This is a genomic window from Pseudescherichia sp. (assembly GCF_032052675.1).
Taxonomy (GTDB): domain Bacteria; phylum Pseudomonadota; class Gammaproteobacteria; order Enterobacterales; family Enterobacteriaceae; genus Pseudescherichia.
In genome coordinates, this window is record NZ_DAMBWA010000022.1 from 1 (window position 1) to 15,400 (window position 15,400).

15 protein-coding genes are annotated in these 15,400 nt (G+C 57.9%); 9 read left to right on the plus strand and 6 right to left on the minus strand.

Annotated features, from left to right (window positions below; all coding sequences use genetic code 11):
• Nucleotides 1-251 precede the first annotated feature (251 nt).
• A complete protein-coding gene (gene orn / locus RTX96_RS20060; protein WP_103818651.1) occupies nt 252-797 on the minus strand; it encodes an oligoribonuclease in 546 nt (181 codons plus the stop codon).
• A 94-nt stretch (nt 798-891) separates the two neighbouring features.
• On the opposite strand from orn, the gene rsgA reads away from it, so the two are divergent.
• The 3 genes from rsgA to mscM all read left to right on the plus strand — a co-directional run bounded on the left by rsgA (nt 892) and on the right by mscM (nt 6,376).
• The gene (gene rsgA, locus RTX96_RS20065; RefSeq protein WP_103818652.1) at nt 892-1,944 is read left to right on the plus strand and encodes a small ribosomal subunit biogenesis GTPase RsgA; all 1,053 of its coding nucleotides are present in this window, start codon (nt 892-894) and stop codon (nt 1,942-1,944) included.
• A gap of 98 nt (nt 1,945-2,042) precedes the next feature.
• Nucleotides 2,043-3,008, plus strand: a complete 966-nt coding sequence (gene asd, locus RTX96_RS20070; RefSeq protein WP_042388671.1) for an archaetidylserine decarboxylase — start codon at nt 2,043-2,045, stop codon at nt 3,006-3,008.
• 35 nt (nt 3,009-3,043) lie between these two features.
• Nucleotides 3,044-6,376, plus strand: coding sequence for a miniconductance mechanosensitive channel MscM (gene mscM, locus RTX96_RS20075; protein WP_312269198.1), 3,333 nt, complete (start codon nt 3,044-3,046; stop codon nt 6,374-6,376).
• A 35-nt stretch (nt 6,377-6,411) separates the two neighbouring features.
• Here mscM and yjeM read toward each other — a convergent pair whose 3' ends face one another.
• Both yjeM and epmA read right to left on the minus strand, forming a co-directional pair.
• Nucleotides 6,412-7,914 carry a glutamate/gamma-aminobutyrate family transporter YjeM gene (yjeM, locus tag RTX96_RS20080; protein WP_312671886.1) on the minus strand — a complete coding sequence of 501 codons (1,503 nt, stop codon included), beginning with the start codon at nt 7,912-7,914 and terminating at the stop codon, nt 6,412-6,414.
• Nucleotides 7,915-8,126: 212 nt separating this feature from the next.
• On the minus strand, nt 8,127-9,104 hold the full coding sequence (gene epmA, locus RTX96_RS20085; protein WP_103818655.1) for an elongation factor P--(R)-beta-lysine ligase: 978 nt from the start codon (nt 9,102-9,104) through the stop codon (nt 8,127-8,129).
• A 240-nt stretch (nt 9,105-9,344) separates the two neighbouring features.
• Here epmA and frdA point away from each other — a divergent pair, with 240 nt between their 5' ends.
• The 5 genes from frdA (at nt 9,345) to blc (ending at nt 13,288) form a co-directional block, all read left to right on the plus strand.
• Nucleotides 9,345-11,135 (plus strand): fumarate reductase (quinol) flavoprotein subunit, encoded by a 1,791-nt coding sequence (gene frdA / locus RTX96_RS20090; RefSeq protein WP_103818656.1) that lies wholly within the window; start codon nt 9,345-9,347, stop codon nt 11,133-11,135.
• Complete coding sequence (locus tag RTX96_RS20095; protein WP_103818657.1) at nt 11,128-11,862, plus strand: succinate dehydrogenase/fumarate reductase iron-sulfur subunit; 735 nt, start codon at nt 11,128-11,130, stop codon at nt 11,860-11,862. The genes frdA and RTX96_RS20095 overlap by 8 nt, the downstream gene beginning before the upstream one ends.
• A gap of 10 nt (nt 11,863-11,872) precedes the next feature.
• On the plus strand, nt 11,873-12,268 hold the full coding sequence (frdC, locus tag RTX96_RS20100) for a fumarate reductase subunit FrdC (RefSeq protein WP_312671887.1): 396 nt from the start codon (nt 11,873-11,875) through the stop codon (nt 12,266-12,268).
• Between the two features lie 9 nt (nt 12,269-12,277).
• The gene (gene frdD / locus RTX96_RS20105) at nt 12,278-12,637 is read left to right on the plus strand and encodes a fumarate reductase subunit FrdD (RefSeq protein ID WP_312269195.1); all 360 of its coding nucleotides are present in this window, start codon (nt 12,278-12,280) and stop codon (nt 12,635-12,637) included.
• A gap of 120 nt (nt 12,638-12,757) precedes the next feature.
• Nucleotides 12,758-13,288, plus strand: a complete 531-nt coding sequence (gene blc / locus RTX96_RS20110) for an outer membrane lipoprotein Blc (protein ID WP_312229940.1) — start codon at nt 12,758-12,760, stop codon at nt 13,286-13,288.
• Here the strand turns inward: blc and sugE are convergent.
• Nucleotides 13,285-13,602, minus strand: a complete 318-nt coding sequence (gene sugE, locus RTX96_RS20115) for a quaternary ammonium compound efflux SMR transporter SugE (RefSeq protein WP_103818660.1) — start codon at nt 13,600-13,602, stop codon at nt 13,285-13,287. The two genes, blc and sugE, sit on opposite strands and share 4 nt — an antisense overlap.
• 265 nt (nt 13,603-13,867) lie before the next feature.
• On the opposite strand from sugE, the gene RTX96_RS20120 reads away from it, so the two are divergent.
• Nucleotides 13,868-14,470 (plus strand): LuxR C-terminal-related transcriptional regulator, encoded by a 603-nt coding sequence (locus RTX96_RS20120; RefSeq protein ID WP_312671888.1) that lies wholly within the window; start codon nt 13,868-13,870, stop codon nt 14,468-14,470.
• Between the two features lie 30 nt (nt 14,471-14,500).
• On the opposite strand, the gene ecnB is transcribed toward RTX96_RS20120, so the two are convergent.
• Nucleotides 14,501-14,647 (minus strand): lipoprotein toxin entericidin B, encoded by a 147-nt coding sequence (ecnB, locus tag RTX96_RS20125; protein ID WP_103818662.1) that lies wholly within the window; start codon nt 14,645-14,647, stop codon nt 14,501-14,503.
• Between the two features lie 179 nt (nt 14,648-14,826).
• Nucleotides 14,827-15,393, minus strand: coding sequence for an elongation factor P (efp, locus tag RTX96_RS20130; RefSeq protein ID WP_103818663.1), 567 nt, complete (start codon nt 15,391-15,393; stop codon nt 14,827-14,829).
• Between the last annotated feature and the right edge of the window lie 7 nt (nt 15,394-15,400).

Genomic DNA, 15,400 nt, shown 5'->3' on the forward strand with positions numbered 1-15,400 from the left:
ACTCGCGACCCCGACCTTGGCAAGGTCGTGCTCTACCAACTGAGCTATTCCCGCAAACTTGTTGCTGTCGTAACGTGAATTTCTCATCGTTACGGGAGGCGCATTATACGAGAAATCCTTTTAGCTGCAACCCCCCTGAAAGCGAATTTTGCGAAATTAAGTTCAACCGCTGCAATATTCGTCACATTGCACATTTTTACATCGGGTCGCCTGGCGTAGGCCCGGCAAGCCTGTGCCGCCGGGCATCCTGCTTACAGCTTAATAAAATGCTCGCGATAGTAAGCCAGCTCGGCCACGGACTCACGGATATCATCCAGCGCCTGGTGAGTATTCTGCTTCTTCAGGCCGTTGAGCACGTCTGGCTTCCAGCGCTTAGCCAGCTCTTTCAGGGTGCTAACGTCAAGATAGCGATAGTGGAAGTAGGCTTCCAGCTCTGGCATATACTTAAACAGGAAGCGACGATCCTGGCCGATGCTGTTGCCGCAGATAGGGGATGTCCCCGCCGGGACCCACTCTTTTAGGAAGGCGATGGTCGCCAGCTCGGCAGCGCGATCGTCCTGGGTGCTGGCCTTAACCCGCTCCACCAGCCCGCTGCCGGTATGGGTGCGTACGTTCCACTCATCCATCAGCGCCAGCTGTTCGTCGGACTGATGCACGGCAATCACCGGGCCTTCCGCCAGAATATTCAGGTTGGCATCGGTGACCAGGGTTGCGATCTCAATAATGCGATCGCGCTCGGGATCCAGGCCGGTCATCTCAAGATCGATCCAAATCAGGTTGTTTTCATCTGCACTCATGCTATTTTCCACCCATCTCGCACGACTATAATTATCTAAATTAGCATCTATCATAGAGGTTTTGCCCACCAGGGGCGACCAGGAGTCAGTACGATTGAGTAAAAATAAACTCTCCAAAGGCCAGCAGCGCCGTGTGAAAGCAAACCACCAGCGTCGGCTTAAAACGTCTACGGAGAAGGCGGACTACGACGATAACCTGTTTGGCGAGGCCGCCGAAGGGATTGTCATTAGCCGTTTTGGTATGCACGCCGACGTTGAAGCCGCCGACGGCGACGTCCACCGCTGCAACATCCGCCGCACCATTCGCTCGCTGGTGACCGGTGACCGGGTGGTCTGGCGTCCGGGCAAACCTGCCGCTGAAGGCATCAACGTGAAAGGTATCGTTGAGGCGGTGCATGAGCGCACATCGGTACTGACCCGGCCCGATTTTTACGACGGTGTAAAACCCATCGCCGCCAATATCGATCAGATCGTCATTGTCTCCGCCATTTTGCCGGAGCTGTCGCTTAACATTATCGACCGCTATCTCGTGGCCTGTGAAACGCTGGACGTGGAACCGATCATTGTGCTCAATAAAATCGACCTGCTGGATGATGAAAGCATGGCGTTTGTGAACGAGCAGATGGATATCTACCGCCATATTGACTATCGCGTACTGATGGTCTCCAGCCATACCCAGGACGGTTTAAAACCGCTGGAAGAGGCCTTGACCGATCGCATCAGCATCTTTGCCGGCCAGTCCGGCGTGGGTAAATCGAGCCTGCTGAACGCCCTGCTGGGCCTCCAGGAGGAGATCCTGACCAACGATGTCTCTGACAACTCGGGGCTGGGCCAGCACACCACTACGGCGGCGCGGCTCTATCACTTCCCGCACGGCGGAGATGTGATCGACTCACCCGGCGTGCGTGAGTTTGGTCTTTGGCACCTGGAGCCGGAACAAATCACCCGCGGCTTTGTCGAATTCCACGACTATCTCGGTCACTGTAAATACCGCGACTGCAAGCACGCCAGCGATCCCGGCTGTGCGATCCGGGAAGCCGTTGACCGAGGTGAGATTGCTGAAACCCGGTTTGAAAACTATCACCGCATTCTGGAGAGCATGGCGCAGGTAAAAACGCGTAAAAGCTTTTCTGAATCCGACGACTGACAATTAAGCTGAGCATCGCTAAAATCGTCCCCTTTTTTCAAGGGTCCGCCGCTGCGTTGCGGATCAGGAACGACCAAAACACTAGCCTGGAGGCTACCTTGTTAGACTCATTTAAACTTTCGCTTCAATATATTCTGCCTAAACTGTGGCTCACTCGCCTCGCGGGCTGGGGCGCAAGCAAACGCGGGGGATGGCTGACCAAGCTGGTCATCGATCTGTTCGTCAAATACTACAAGGTCAATATGCAGGAGGCGCAGAAGCCGGATACCGCCAGCTATCGCACCTTTAATGACTTTTTTGTCCGCCCGCTGCGCGACGAAGTCCGCCCGCTGAACACCGATCCCAGCGTGCTGGTGATGCCTGCCGACGGCGTGATCAGCCAGCTGGGCCGCATCGAAAACGATAAGCTGCTGCAGGCCAAAGGCCATCACTACAGCCTTGAAGCCCTGCTGGCCGGTAACTACCTGCTGGCGGACAAGTTCCGCGACGGCAGCTTCGCGACCACCTATCTTTCGCCGCGCGACTATCACCGCGTCCACATGCCTTGCAACGGCATCCTGCGCGAGATGATCTACGTCCCGGGCGATCTCTTCTCGGTCAACCACCTGACTGCGCGCAACGTGCCGAACCTGTTCGCCCGTAACGAGCGCGTGATCTGCGTATTTGATACTGAATTCGGTCCGATGGCGCAAATTCTGGTTGGTGCGACCATTGTTGGCAGCATCGAAACCGTCTGGGCGGGCACCATCACGCCGCCGCGTGAAGGCATTATCAAACGCTGGACGTGGCCGGAAGGTGAGAGCGAAGGGGCTGTGGCGCTGCTGAAGGGCCAGGAGATGGGTCGCTTTAAGCTCGGCTCAACGGTGATCAACCTCTTCGCACCGGGCAGCGTCGCGCTGGCAGAACATTTAGAGAGCCTGTCAGTAACTAAAATCGGCGAGCCGCTGGCTTACTCTACCGAGGCCGTTGCCCCAGACGTCACCCCTACCCCGCTGCCGCAGGAAGAGATTGACGCCGAGCACGACGCCAACCCGCTGGTAGACGACAACAAAGACCCGGTCTGATCTAACAAAGGTTTACTTTACAAAGGTATAGCAACGTGCGCCTGATTATCGCATTTCTGATGGCCTGGTGCCTCAGCGCGGGGGCGTACGCTGCGACGATCCCCGACGCCAAACAGATCACCCAGGAGCTGGAGCAGGCTAAAGCGGCCGCCGCCTCACCCGAGCAGGCGGAAACCGTGGAGGCGCTCCAGTCCGCGCTGAACGCCCTTGAGGAGCGTAACGGCTCCCTTGAGCGCGCCAAACAGTATCAGCAGGTCATCGACGATTTCCCCAAACTCTCCCAGACCCTGCGTGCCCAGCTCAACGGCCTGCGCGACGAACCGAAAGCCGTTCCGGCTGGTATTACCACCGATGCGCTGAACCAGGAGATCCTCCAGGTGAGCAGCCAGCTGCTGGAAAAGACGCGTCAGGCCCAGCAAGAGCAGGAGCGCGCCCGGGAGATCAACGACTCCTTAAGCCAGCTTCCGCAGCAGCAGACCGACGCCCGCCGTCAGCTAAGCGAGGTAGAGCGCCGCATCGGTACCCAGACCGGCACCACCTCGCTGGCCCAGGCGCAGACCCTGAGCGCGCAGGCCAACTCTGCCAAGCTCAAGGCTCAGGTTGATGAACTGGAGCTGGCCCAGCTGTCGGCGAACAACCGCCAGGAGCTGGCGCGGATGCGATCCGAGCTGGCCCAGAAGCAGGCCCAGCAGCTGGATACCTATCTGCAGGCCCTGCGTAACCATCTCAATAGCCAGCGCCAGCGCGAGGCCGAGCAGGCGCTGGAGAGCACCGAGCTGCTGGCGGAGAACAGCGCCAACCTGCCCGCGGGCATTGTTGACCAGTTCAAAATCAACCGCGAGCTGTCGCAGGCGCTTAACCAGCAGGCCCAGCGGATGGATCTGGTTGCCTCCCAGCAGCGGCAGGCAACCGGCCAGACGTTGCAGGTACGCCAGGCCCTGAATACGCTGCGCGAGCAGTCCCAGTGGCTGGGAGTCTCCAACATGCTCGGCGATGCGCTGCGCGCGCAGGTGGCCCGGCTGCCGGAGATGCCGAAGCCGCAGCAGCTGGATACAGAGATGGCCCAGCTGCGGGTGCACCGTATGCACTATGAGGATCTGCTCAACAAGCAGCCTCAGCTGCGCCAGATCCGCCAGGCGGACGGCCAGCCGCTAACCGCCGAGCAGAGCCGTATTCTGGAGGCGCAGCTGCGCACCCAGCGCGAGCTGCTCACCTCTCTGCTGCAGGGGGGCGACACGCTGATCCTTGAGCTGACCAAGCTGAAGGTCTCCAACAGTCAGCTTGAGGATGCGCTGAAAGAGGTGAACGAAGCCACCCACCGCTATCTCTTCTGGACCGCCGACGTCAGCCCGATGACGCTCAGCTGGCCGATTGAGATTGTGCAGGATCTGCGTCGCCTCATCTCGCTGGATACCGTTAACCAGCTCGGCAAGGCAACTATGATGATGCTGACCAGCAAGGAGACGCTGCTACCGCTGTTTGCCGCGCTGGTGCTGGTGGGCTTCAGCGTCTACTCCCGCAAGCACTTCACCCGCTTCCTGGAGCGCTCCAGCGCGAAAGTAGGCAAGGTGACGCAGGATCACTTCTGGCTCACGCTGCGCACGGTGTTCTGGTCGATCCTTGTGGCCTCCCCGCTGCCGGTGCTGTGGGCAACGCTCGGCTACGGCCTGCGATCCGCCTGGCCCTACCCGCTGGCGGTGGCAATTGGCGATGGTGTTACCGCCACCGTGCCGCTGCTGTGGGTGGTGATGATCTGCGCCACCTTCGCTCGCCCGACCGGACTGTTTGTTGCTCACTTTGGCTGGCCGCGCAGTCGGGTCGCACGCGGCCTGCGCTCCTACCTGATGAGCATCGGCCTGATCGTGCCGCTGATAATGGCGCTGATCATGTTTGATAACCTCAACGACCGCGAATTCTCCGGCTCCCTTGGCCGTCTCTGCTTTATGCTTATCTGCGGCGCGCTGGCCGTGGTCACGCTGAGCCTGAAACGCGCCGGGATCCCGCTCTATGTCGATAAGACCGGCAGCGGCGACAACATGGTTAACCGCATGCTCTGGAACCTGCTGCTGAGCGCCCCGCTGGCGGCGATGCTGGCGGCAGCCGTGGGTTATCTGGCGACTGCCCAGGCGCTGCTGGCCCGGCTGGAGACCTCGGTAGCGATCTGGTTCCTGCTGCTGGTGGTCTATCACGTCATCCGCCGCTGGATGCTGATCCAGCGCCGCCGTCTGGCCTTTGACCGTGCAAGACACCGCCGGGCAGAGATTCTGGCCCAGCGCGCCCGTGGCGAGGAGGAGCAGGCCCACTCCACCAGCACGGAGGGCGTGGTAGAGGTAGATGAAAGCGAGCTGGATCTCGATGCCATCAGCGCCCAGTCGCTGCGGCTGGTGCGCTCGATTCTGATGCTTATCGCCCTGCTCTCGGTGATTGTGCTGTGGTCCGAGATCCACTCGGCGTTTGGCTTCCTGGAGAATATCTCCCTCTGGGACGTTACCTCGACGGTACAGGGCGTCGAGAGCCTGGAGCCGATCACCCTCGGCGCGGTGCTGATCGCCATTCTGGTATTTATCATCACCACCCAGCTGGTGCGTCATCTGCCTGCCCTGCTGGAGCTGGCGCTGCTCCAGCACCTCGACCTGACGCCGGGAACGGGCTATGCCATCACCACCATCACCAAATATCTGCTGATGCTGTTCGGTGGCCTGGTGGGCTTCTCTATGATCGGTATCGAGTGGTCAAAACTGCAGTGGCTGGTCGCGGCGCTCGGTGTGGGATTAGGCTTTGGTTTACAAGAGATCTTCGCCAACTTTATCTCTGGCCTGATCATCCTGTTTGAGAAGCCGATCCGCATTGGCGATACCGTGACCATTCGCGATCTCACCGGTAGCGTAACGAAGATCAACACCCGCGCCACCACCATTAGTGACTGGGACCGTAAAGAGATCATCGTGCCGAATAAGGCGTTTATCACCGAGCAGTTTATCAACTGGTCGCTGTCGGATTCGGTGACGCGTGTGGTGCTTACCGTACCTGCGCCCTCCGATGCCAACAGCGAAGAGGTGACTCAGCTGCTCTACACCGCCGCTGAGCGCTGCTCGCTGGTGATCGATAACCCACCGCCGGAGGTCTTCCTGGTGGATCTACAGCAGGGTATCCAGCTCTTTGAGCTACGTATCTACGCCGCTGAGATGGGCCACCGCATGCCGCTGCGTCACGAGATCCATCAGCTGATCCTGCAGGGCTTCCGCGAGCACGGCATCGACCTGCCGTTCCCGCCGTTCCAGATGCGACTGGAGTCGCTCGACGGCAAACGCACCGCCAGAACGCTAAGCTCTGCCGGACGCAGTCAGCGTCCATCGGGCAGTCTGTAAGCACCACGCCGCAGCGTAACCGCTGCGGCGTTTTTTTAGCGAGTTGACAACCCACCCACGCGGCTGATGCGCCGCTGATAGCGCTCATAAATCCCCAGCGCCAGCAGCGAGAAGAAGATCGGCCCGCCCGCCATCCACAGGGCGCTGCTCAAATCCCCTTTCTCAATCACCGGCTCAATAACCGTAAAGATATTGGCGAAAGCCACCAGCAGCACCACCACACCGGTCATCACCAGCGTCGTACTGCGGGATTTGAAAATCACAAAAGGCCGATGCAGATCGGCTTTAGCCTTAAAGAAGGGAAACGCCAGCGCCAGGAAGAGGTATGGCAGCGTCATGGAGACGTTCGCCATCAGCGTTACTTTGTTATAAAACGCCGATGCGGTGCCGCCGCCAAATGAGACCAGCAGAATGATCAGGCTCACCAGCAGGCACTGCAGCCACATTGACGTCTCAGGCATGCCGCTCTTATTCAAACGGGTCATGGGCGCGGGCCACATCTCCTTTGGCGTCCCCTGGACAATCGCCTTTAGCGGAGAATAGATCAGGGTAAAGAATGCCCCGGTATAGGCAAGGAACATCGACAGGCCGGTTATTCTGGCAAACCAGACGCCGGTCAGGCTAGCTGCCTCAGGCGACAGATGCAGCGCGTTGCCCAGCGTTGCGCCCAGGCTCTCCATCAGTACGTAGGTAATGTTACCAAGGTTGGTCGAGTCGGTGCTTAACACCTGCTGCCAGTTCGTGCTGACGCCCCACAGAATGATAGCAAGGGAGTAACCAATGGAGATAACAATCGCGGCAAAGATGATGCCCTTAGCGAAGTTTTTCTCGGGGTTTTCGGTCTTATCCACCAGGCCGCCTACCGCCTCAATGCCGCCGTAGGCGAACAGGGCAAAAACCATAAACGACAGCATGGAGAGATCGGAGTGGTAGCCTGGGTTCGGTGAGGCGGTGAAGTTGATCGCCTCGGCAAAATGCCCGCCGTTGAGGAGTAAAATAGCGATGCTGGCAAGAAGCAGCACCAGGTTGAGACACATCACGGCAATCCCGCCGACGGCGGTCACTTTGGCAATTTTATTAATACCTTTTGCCGCCACAAAGGTGACTACGACCATCCAGACGACGGCCAGAATACCTACCACCTGAGTGGGCTGCAGGCCAGCGACATGCCAGCGCTGCGTCATATCTGCACCCACGATAAACGTGGAGAAGGGAACCCACACCTTCGCGGCGGTGCTGACCATCCAGATAACGTACGATGAAAACCACATAAAGGTGCCGATAAAGGCGTAGCGTGGGCCGACGCTGTTCTCCATCCACGAGTAGATGCCGCCCTCCTCTTTACGGTAGGCGGCGCCCATCTCAGCCATCATCAAGGCAAAGGGAATGAAGAAGAACAGAGCTGCAAAAATATACCAGGGTGTGGCGCTGTGCCCCATCAGGTAAAACGCACTGGCGCTGTTAGCGAAGCCAAAAACCGATGTAAATATCATGAGAACAAGCCCCATCAGGCTCATCTTTTTAAGATTGTCGCTCATAGATCTATCCATGTTGTCTGGTGAAAGAGAGAGGGTAAAAAAATTACCCAAACGAACGGCTGGATAGTAACAAAGCGGTAGCTTTAAATTGTGACTTCAGGAGGGAAAGCAAAAGATGAAGCGGGCAATTAGCACAAAAAGTAATATTTTATTTTGCACCATCTCGGTACAACAGGAGGCCGGGCAAGCAGCACGCCGCCCGGCAGTAACAATCAGGCGCGATCGACCGAGAAAGCCAGCACCTCGGCCAGGCTCTCTGCACCCAGCGCCAGCATCACCAGGCGATCGACGCCCAGCGCCACGCCGGAGCAGTCCGGCAAGCCAGCCTCTAACGCGCCCAGCAGGTTGTAGTCGATAGGCTGCTGCTCAAGACCCATAGCCGCACGCTTGCGGTTATCCTGCTCAAAGCGCTGCTGCTGTTCACGGGCGTCGGTCAGCTCATGGAAACCGTTCGCCAGCTCCATGCCTCTGAAATAGACCTCAAAACGCTCCGCCACGCGGTGATCTTCGGTGCTAATCTGCGCCAGCGCCGCCTGGCTTGCCGGGAAGTGATAGACAAACGCCGGGCGATCTTTGCCAATATGTGGCTCAACGCCCATCGTGAAGAGCAGCTGCAGCAGCGTGTCCCGATCCTCTTCCCGATCGGCGATATTGCTCAGATCCAGCTTTGCCGCCACGTCACGCAGCTGCTGCTTATCGGCTGAGAGCGGATCGATATCCAGATGACGCTGAAACGCCTGCTGATAGGAGAGCGACTCGGCCGCTGGGCAGTCGAGCACCTGCTGTAGCAGATCGTCCACCTCGTTCATCAGCCGGTACATATCATAGTGCGGGCGATACCACTCCAGCATGGTGAACTCAGGATTGTGATGGCGCCCCATCTCTTCATTGCGGAAGCTGCGGCACAGCTGGAATACCGGCCCACAGCCAGCGGCCAGCAGGCGCTTCATATGATACTCCGGGCTGGTCATCAGATAGAGATCCAACCCCTGGGAGTGGCCTGGGCCAACAAAACGGGTTTTAAACGGGAACAGATGCACGTCCGTTACCGTCGCCTGGCTCATGCAGGGCGTCTCCACCTCCAGCACGCCGCGATCGGCAAAGAAACGGCGGATCTCAGCCATTATTGCTGCGCGTTTCAGCAGGTTAGGAATAGATGCGCTCGGCCGCCAGGCTGCCGTTTCACTCATGGTGTGTTCTCCGATGTCAGACAAGGGCACGAAGTCTACTCGACGGGCGACCTGGAGACAAATTCTGTGCGGCAAATTTACGCAATGAGAACCCTTTTTCGTGACGCGCCAGAACAAAAAACAGCTGCAAAGATCGGCAAAAAAATCGAACACATCAAATTTCCCTTGGATCCCTACGGTTATACTGGCGTCCCCATAAAGGAGCAGTGGAACTGTTTACAGCCAATCTGGAGGAATGTCGTGCACACTTTTCAAGCCGATCTCGTCGTTATCGGCGCTGGCGGTGCGGGTTTACGCGCTGCTATAGCGGCCGCCCAGGCGGATCCCAATGCGAAAATCGCCCTTGTCTCAAAGGTCTATCCTATGCGCAGCCACACCGTGGCAGCCGAGGGCGGTTCCGCTGCCGTCGCACAGGATCACGACAGCTTTGAGTACCACTTTCACGACACCGTAGCCGGCGGCGACTGGCTGTGCGAGCAGGATGTGGTCGACTATTTTGTCCGCCACTGTCCGACAGAGATGACCCAGCTTGAGCTATGGGGCTGCCCGTGGAGCCGTCGTCCCGACGGCAGCGTCAACGTGCGCCGCTTCGGCGGAATGAAGATTGAACGCACCTGGTTCGCCGCCGATAAGACCGGCTTCCATATGCTGCACACCCTCTTCCAGACCTCTCTCCAGTTTCCGCAGATCCAGCGCTTCGATGAGCACTTTGTCCTGGATATTCTTGAGGATGACGGGCAGGTTCGCGGCCTGGTTGCCATGAATATGATGGAAGGCACCCTGATGCAGATCCGCGCCAATGCGGTGGTAATGGCCACCGGCGGCGCAGGACGCGTCTATCGCTATAACACCAACGGTGGGATTGTGACCGGCGATGGCATGGGCATGGCGCTGGCCCACGGTGTGCCGCTGCGCGATATGGAGTTCGTCCAGTACCATCCCACTGGCCTGCCCGGATCCGGCATTCTGATGACGGAGGGCTGCCGGGGCGAGGGCGGCATTCTGGTCAACAAAAACGGTTACCGCTATCTGCAGGACTACGGCATGGGGCCGGAAACGCCGCTGGGCGAGCCAAAGAACAAATATATGGAGCTGGGGCCGCGCGACAGGGTCTCCCAGGCCTTCTGGCATGAGTGGCGTAAAGGCAACACGCTCTCCACCCCCCGCGGTGACGTGGTCTATCTCGATCTGCGCCACCTCGGGGAAAAGAAAATCCTTGAGCGTCTGCCGTTTATCTGCGAGCTGGCTAAAGCCTATGTCGGCGTCGATCCGGTGAAAGATCCTATCCCGGTTCGTCCGACCGCCCACTACACGATGGGCGGTATTGAGACCGACAGCCAGTGCGAGACCCGCATTAAAGGGCTCTTTGCCGTGGGCGAGTGCTCCTCGGTCGGTCTGCACGGCGCCAACCGCCTCGGCTCAAACTCGCTGGCGGAGCTGGTGGTGTTTGGTCGTCTGGCCGGAGAGCGCGCTATTGCGCATTCGCGCGCCGTGGGTACCGCTGCCGATAGTGCCCTGACCGCCCAGGCCGTGGATGTTGAGCAGCGCCTGACAGCGCTGGTTAACCAGCAGGGCAACGAGAGCTGGGCGACGATCCGCGATGAGATGGGCCTCTCGATGGAGGAGGGCTGTGGCATTTACCGAACGCCGGAGCTGATGCAGAAAACCGTCGACAAGCTGGCCGAGTTGCAGGAGCGCTTCAAGCGCGTGCGCGTAACCGACACCTCCAGCGTCTTTAATACCGAGCTGCTCTACACCATTGAGCTGGGACACGGGCTTAACGTCGCCGAGTGTATGGCCCACTCCGCGCTGGCCCGCAAAGAGTCGCGCGGGGCGCACCAGCGTCTGGACGAGGGCTGCACCGAGCGTGACGACGTTAATTTCCTGAAACACACCCTCGCCTTCCGCGATGCCGACGGCACCACACGCCTTGACTACAGCGATGTCAACATCACCACCCTGCCGCCGGCGAAACGCGTCTACGGTGGGGAGGCGGAAGCCACCGAGAACAAGGAGAAGGCGAATGGCTGAGATGAAAAACCTGAACGTTGAGGTGGTGCGCTACAACCCAGAGATCGACTCCGCCCCGCACAGCGTATTTTATGAGGTGCCCTACGATGAACAGACCTCGCTGCTGGACGCGCTGGGCTACATCAAAGATAACCTCGCGCCCGACCTGAGCTACCGCTGGTCCTGCCGGATGGCCATCTGCGGATCCTGCGGCATGATGGTAAACAACGTGCCGAAGCTGGCGTGTAAAACCTTTCTGCGTGACTACACAAAGGGCATCAAGGTCGCGCCGCTGGGCAATTTCCCGATAGAGCGCGATTTGGTCGTGGATATGACCCACTTTATTGAAAGCCTGGAGGCGATCAAGCCCTATATCATCGGCAATTCCCGTACGCCAGAGCAGGGGCCTAACCGGCAGACGCCAGCCCAGATGGCGAAGTACCACCAGTTCTCCGGCTGCATCAACTGCGGGCTGTGCTATGCCGCCTGCCCGCAGTTTGGCCTGAACCCGGAGTTTATCGGCCCGGCGGCGATTACCCTGGCCCATCGCTATAACGAAGACAGCCGCGATCACGGCAAACGGGACCGCATGGCGCAGCTGAACGGCGAGAACGGCGTCTGGAGCTGTACCTTTGTCGGCTACTGCTCGGAAGTCTGTCCGAAGCATGTCGATCCGGCGGCGGCCATTCAGCAGGGTAAGGTCGCGAGTTCAAAAGACTTTCTGATCGCCACCCTGAAACCACGCTAAGGAGCGCACGATGACAACGAAACGTAAACCCTGGGTGCAGCCGATGCCGTCAGGCTGGTGGAAAAGCCTGCCCTTTTACCGCTTCTACATGCTGCGCGAAGGCACCTCCCTGCCCACGGTCTGGTTCAGCATCGTTCTGATCTACGGCCTGTTTGCGCTGAAGCATGGCCCGGAGTCATGGGCGGGCTTTGTCGGCTTTTTGCAAAATCCGGTCGTGATTATCCTGAATCTGCTAACCCTTGCCGCCGCGCTGCTGCACACCAAAACCTGGTTTGAGCTGGCACCAAAAGCCGCCACCCTCATTGTGAAGGGTGAGAAGCTGGGATCGCAGCCAATCATCAGGGCGCTATGGGCCGTTACGGCGCTGGTCAGCCTGGCGATCCTGTTTATTGCACTTTTCTGGTAAGGAGGCCTCATGATTAACCCAAACCCAAAACGCGCTGACGAACCAGTATTCTGGGGCCTTTTTGGCGCAGGCGGCATGTGGGGCGCTATCGTCGCGCCGGTCATCGTGCTGCTGGTTGGCATCCTGCTGCCGCTCGGGCTCTATCCGGGCGAGGCGTTAGGCTACGATCGCGTGCTGGCCTTTGCGCAAAGCCTTGTAGGGCGGGCATTTATCTTTCTGATGATTGTCCTGCCGCTGTGGTGCGGCCTGCACCGCATACATCACGGCATGCACGATCTTAAAATCCACGTTCACCACGGCAAATGGGTATTTTATGGCCTGGCGGCCATTTTAAGCGTCGTCACGCTGATCGGCGCGATCGCCCTTTAACACCGTCGATGCCCGGTGCAACGCTGTCGGGCATCGCATTCTACAAATATCTTCTGCTGCAAAAATAGATTTTCTTTAGCCGGGTTCTACACTTAGCAAAAAGCCTGTAAGGAAAATACCATGCGTCTGCTACCTATTGTTGCCGCCGTTGCCGCTGCCTTTGTCGTGGTCTCCTGTAGCTCCCCTACTCCGCCCTCTGGCGTGACGGTTGTCGAGCATTTCGATGCCAAACGCTATATCGGTACCTGGTATGAGATCGCTCGCCTCGACCATCGCTTTGAGCGCGGGCTGACTAACGTCACCGCCACCTATACGCTGCGCGACGATGGCGGGTTGAACGTCATCAACAAAGGCTACAACCCTTCACGGGGAATGTGGCAGTCCACCGACGGCAAGGCTTACTTTACCGGTAGCCCGGATCGCGCCGCGCTGAAGGTCTCCTTCTTTGGACCCTTCTACGGCGGCTATAACGTGATCGCCCTGGATAAAGATTATCAGCATGCGCTGGTCTGCGGTCCGAACCGTGACTACCTGTGGATCCTGTCACGCACCCGTACTATCCCTGACAAGGTAAAACAGCAGTTGCTGGATACCGCCACTCGCCAGGGCTTTGCCGTAGAGAAGTTAATTTGGGTGCCGCAGAACCGCTAGTGGGTGCTGAGCTTCAGGCCAATAATCCCGGCAACGATCAGCACCAGGCTGACGATCCGCGCCGGGCTAGCTGACTCGCCTAGCAGCAGAATACCTGCCGTAGCCGCGCCAACCGCCCCGATGCCAGTCCAGATGGCGTAGGCGGTACCGACCGGCAGGGTTTTCATGGCCCATGACAGCATCATAATGCTGACGATCATCGCACTGACGGTAATAAGGCTGGGAATGAGACGGGTAAAACCGTGGGTGTACTTCAGGCCAATAGCCCAGACAACTTCAAGCAAACCCGCAATAAACAGAATAAACCAGGACATAACAGGCTCCCGACTGTGGGGCCGTCCCCGGTGAAACATGGCGCTTGTGGGTCGTCCCGCAAGGCTGAGGTGAAGAAAGAATTGTCGCCTGGGGTGCGCTGTTTTTCAACTTTTTCATAAACCCCTGTGATTTGCCTCGTTAAAGCAAGAAATAGAGGCAGTTAGCAGCGGAGTTCCCGCATTTATTCTTTAACGCTCCCCCCTATGATGGTGTGCTTTCTGCTAGCAGCAAGCCGTCACCACTATCCTGACTGCGAATAAAGACATGCTGAAAATTCTTTTGATTGACCGTTGTTATTTCACCCGTTTAGGGCTGGAGATATGGCTCAATCAAGCTGGTTTAATTTCCACTCCCGTTGTCGTTACCGGGCTAAACAACCTGATGTTGGCAAAAGAGCATGCCATGCAGTGGCAGCCGGATCTGGTTATTGCCGATCTCTACGGTTTTGCCGGCGATTTGCACCATGTTCAACAGCTCTCATCGCTGCTCATGGCCTGTAGCGATCGTAGCAAGCTTATTCTATTTCAATCGGGTCATGACGCCGACATGGAGAACTACTGCCAGCAGTTTCCGATCGCCGCCCGTCTGGCAAAAACCGATCCGCTGAATGAGCTTGCACAGGCTATAGATGCCGTGCTGCTCGCACGTCCTGAGTATGCCGAGCCGCAGGCCGCTGCGCCGCTGCTTACGCGTCAGGAAGAAAAGGTGCTGTCGCTATGGATGGAGGGGACAACGCATCACTCTATTGCCAGCCGTCTCGGGATTAACGGAAAAACCGTTTACACCTACAAGCGCAATATTCGGATGAAGCTGGGGATGTGTAATCGCTTTACGCCATTCCTGTCGCTGCCGGAAGGGGTAAGTTAACGGTACGGCCAGCAGCCGTACCGTCCCTGATTACTGCTGGGCTTTAGTTGCTGCGCCAGAGATAGCGCTACCGCCGCTAGAGATATCCTCACCAACGCCACGGGTGGTGTTACAGGCGGTTAATGCTGAAGAAAGCACCAGAACAGAAAAGATCGCTGCAATTGTTTTCTTAACCATAATATCTTCCTTTAAAGCCTAAGTTATTTGTGTATAGCAACTTAAGCATAGACAAATTCCAAAAAAATGGCGGAAGAGGAGGATTTTTTAAGAAAATTCGAGCGGAGAGAGGCAGCGCAGGGGACGGTAGAAAAACCGTCGGCGCAGCAGGAGCCACGCCGACAGGCTTAGCGCATAAATTACTTCACGCGGGAAACGTATTCGCCAGAGCGGGTGTCAACTTTGATCACTTCGCCAATCTGTACGAACAGCGGAACCTTAACGACGGCACCGGTAGAGAGGGTAGCCGGTTTGCCGCCGGTCCCTGCGGTATCACCCTTCAGACCTGGGTCGGTTTCAACGATCTCCAGTTCGACGAAGTTCGGCGGGGTAACAGCGATAGGCTGGCCGTTCCACAGGGTCACGATGCACTCGGCCTGATCCAGCAGCCACTTCGCGTTATCGCCAACCGCTTTTGCATCGGCAGCCAGCTGCTCGAAGGTCTGGTTGTTCATGAAGTGGTAGAACTCACCGTCGTTGTAGAGGTAAGTCAGGTTCATATCTACAACGTCTGCGCCTTCAGCGGAGTCGGTAGATTTGAAGGTTTTCTCAACGCGGGTGCCGGTCAGCAGGCGGCGCAGCTTAACGCGGGCGAAAGCCTGGCCTTTACCCGGTTTAACGAATTCACTGGCTTCAACCGCATACGGTTCGCCATCCATCATGATTTTAAGACCAGCACGAAAATCGTTGCTATAGTAAGTCGCCATAAGGCCC